Raw genomic sequence first — 2584 nt, 5'->3', positions numbered from 1 at the left:
TGGTCCGGTCGCCGTGTCGCGCTCGTTCAAGGACTTCGACGAGGCGATCGAGCAGGCCAACCGCCTGCCCTATGGTCTTGCTGCCTTCGCCTTCACCGAGAACGGCCGCCGCGCCAACTTGCTCGGCGATGCCATCGAAGCCGGCATGGTCGGGATCAACACCTTCGCCATCTCCGGCGCCGACACGCCATTCGGCGGGGTCAAGGATTCGGGATTTGGCTCGGAAGGCGGCAAGGAAGGCCTGGAGAGCTACCAGGTGGTGAAAGCCATCCACCAGGCCTGACGGCGCGCATGGGTGTCGCTCGGCTCGATCATTTCGCAGATCAGCGGGGACGCAGGCCGGCGAGCCCATCCGAGGAGGCGCCGGCGGGCTCCGGGTGCGCGCTGTAGCGGGCGCACACCCGCCAGGCACCGTCCGGCTCAAGCCGCCAGACATCGGTCAGGAAGAAGGCGCCCGAACGATCGACATCGCCCATCCGCGCCTGCTGGTCGCCGATCGCCGACATGACCGCGAGGCCCGGCGCAAGCTCGCGAACCTGGACCCCGCGATAGGCGAAGCGACTGCACACGTAGCGGTCGCAGGTCGCGAGCCACAACGCCCGCTCCATCCGCCGCTCGGGCATGGCCGAGACGATGAGCGCGAAGTCCGGCGCAAGGCTGTCCTCGAGCACGGCGCGGTCCTGGCCGACCCAAGCGGCCATCCAGGCCGTGGATCGAGCTTCGATGATGGCGGCGAGATCGCTCATGGCTAGCCGTTCCTAAAGCAGTGCCGGCGCGGGGCAAGCGGCGCGCGAATTTACTTGGATTGCGGCGGTGGCTAGCCTCGCGGCGAGGAGGACCGCCAATGCGCAAGGTGACGATGCTGGTTTGTGGGACGCTGCTCCTCGGTGCTTGCAACCAGGGTGGCGACCCGGACACCAAGACGACGCAGTCCGAGGCTCCGGCGACACCCAAGGTCAATCACTATTGCTTCTACAAGAAGGACGCTCAGATAGGCTGGACCGCTAGCCGCGACGCCCAGGGCAATGTCGTCGTCAAGGGCAAGGCGCATGTCGACGATGTCCGCTACAAGGCCGACCTTGGGCAGCCGGACATCTCGGGAAGCTCAGCCAAGCTCTGGCTGTCGACGACCACCAATACCTCCTACGCCGCGCCCGGCAACTGGTGGGACGTCAGCTTCACGATCCCGAACAGCTCGGCGATCGACCATGTCACGGTCAATTGCGACGCCGAGCGCCAGTTTGCCGATTTGACGGTCAAGCCGGCGAAGGCGCCGGGGAAGGGCGGCTAACCGGGCGGTAAGCTCTCGCGCCTAGGCTTGATCCATGTCGAGCAACCCGAGCATCGTTCGTTATCTCAATCCGTGGAAGGCGCGCCGCGAGGAGCGCGAGCAGCGAATCGCCGAGCTTCGCACCCGCGACGGCGATGCCTGCCGCCGCTGCCGCCGGCCGATCCGCTTCGATCTCCCGGTTGGCCACGATCAGGGGCCGCGGATCGAGGACGTCGTGACTCTCGCCGTCGGTGCGCCGCGCACAATCGGCAACCAGTGCCTTTGCCACGGCCGCTGCAATGGCGTCGGGGCCGATCATACGTCGGAAGTGCAGGAACGCCGACGCCGCAGCAACGAGGCGGACCTGTTCGCAAGGTCGCGGCGCCAGGCCTAGCCACCGCCGTCTGCCGGTCGACAGCTGCCGGCCGTAGAAGAAATGCTTGTCAGCGGCCCGGCGGGCGGTAGCTTGACCCCACTCGAACGAGGGGGAAATCACATGGAAAAGCGTCCGGTGTCACTGACGATCATCGCCTGGGTGCTGATCGTCCTATCGGTTCTTGGATTGATCAGCATGTTCGCGCTGACGGCGGCAAACCCGATGCTTCAGGAAAAGCTCGCCGAAATGCACGTGCCGATGGCTTTCCTGGAGATCTGGACCGTGCTCGGCACCGTCGTCACGCTGATCTGCGCCTATGGCATCCTCAAGGGGATGCCCTGGTCGCGCGTCTTGTATGTCGTGTGGGGCATCATCGGCATGGTCGTCGGCTTCTACATCACGCCGCAGAAGGCATCGATCATCATCAGCCTGGTCGTGCTGGTGGTGGTGTCGATCTTCCTGTTCGGCGAGAAGGCGAACGTCTGGTTCCAGGCACGCGGCTTCATGCTCCATCGGGAGTCGATGCCCGAGGGGCGCGAACTCGGCTCCACGGATCGCCTGGGACGATAACACTCCGCTAACTTCGGACCGGTTACAAATCCGTCCATGAGCAGGTTGTCCAAGAAGACCGTCGAGCTGAACGCCGCCGCGCGCCCGTCCCGGATCCGGCGGGACCCGGTCCGTGCGGAGGAGCGCAAGCTGGTGATCAAGGGGGTCGATTTCCACTCGCGCGAGTGGGAGATCGCCCTCGGGATCATTGGCATCGTCCTGTTTGCGCTGGCCCTGAACGTGATCTGGTTCGGCTTCAGCGCCTGGCTGGGGCGCTAGCAACCGAGTTCCCGAGCGACGGCCGCTTGTAACGCTTCGATGCGCGACCCACCTGCCGGCTTGCAAAACGAGCGGAGATCAAGGTGGAAAGCTGGCACGGAACGACGATC

General features: G+C 65.3%; 6 protein-coding genes. 5 read left to right on the top strand and 1 reads right to left on the bottom strand.

Going from position 1 to position 2584, the window contains the following annotated elements:
• Positions 1-283: aldehyde dehydrogenase family protein (locus JOZ79_RS02945; protein WP_294070322.1), on the top strand; the 283-nt coding region annotated here is incomplete at its 5' end.
• Between the two features lie 40 nt (positions 284-323).
• On the opposite strand, the gene JOZ79_RS02940 is transcribed toward JOZ79_RS02945, so the two are convergent.
• Positions 324-746, bottom strand: coding sequence for a nuclear transport factor 2 family protein (locus tag JOZ79_RS02940; protein WP_294070319.1), 423 nt, complete (start codon positions 744-746; stop codon positions 324-326).
• A 98-nt stretch (positions 747-844) separates the two neighbouring features.
• Here JOZ79_RS02940 and JOZ79_RS02935 point away from each other — a divergent pair, with 98 nt between their 5' ends.
• The 4 genes from JOZ79_RS02935 to JOZ79_RS02920 all read left to right on the top strand — a co-directional run bounded on the left by JOZ79_RS02935 (position 845) and on the right by JOZ79_RS02920 (position 2474).
• A complete protein-coding gene (locus tag JOZ79_RS02935) occupies positions 845-1291 on the top strand; it encodes a hypothetical protein (protein ID WP_294070316.1) in 447 nt (148 codons plus the stop codon).
• Positions 1292-1325: 34 nt separating this feature from the next.
• Complete coding sequence (locus JOZ79_RS02930; protein ID WP_294070313.1) at positions 1326-1664, top strand: hypothetical protein; 339 nt, start codon at positions 1326-1328, stop codon at positions 1662-1664.
• A 102-nt stretch (positions 1665-1766) separates the two neighbouring features.
• On the top strand, positions 1767-2216 hold the full coding sequence (locus tag JOZ79_RS02925) for a hypothetical protein (protein WP_294070310.1): 450 nt from the start codon (positions 1767-1769) through the stop codon (positions 2214-2216).
• A 36-nt stretch (positions 2217-2252) separates the two neighbouring features.
• Positions 2253-2474, top strand: coding sequence for a hypothetical protein (locus tag JOZ79_RS02920; RefSeq protein WP_294070307.1), 222 nt, complete (start codon positions 2253-2255; stop codon positions 2472-2474).
• Positions 2475-2584: the final 110 nt, after the last annotated feature.

The organism is Sphingomonas sp. (assembly GCF_019242355.1).
Classification (GTDB): domain Bacteria; phylum Pseudomonadota; class Alphaproteobacteria; order Sphingomonadales; family Sphingomonadaceae; genus Sphingomicrobium.
This window is presented reverse-complemented; position numbering and strand designations above follow the sequence as displayed.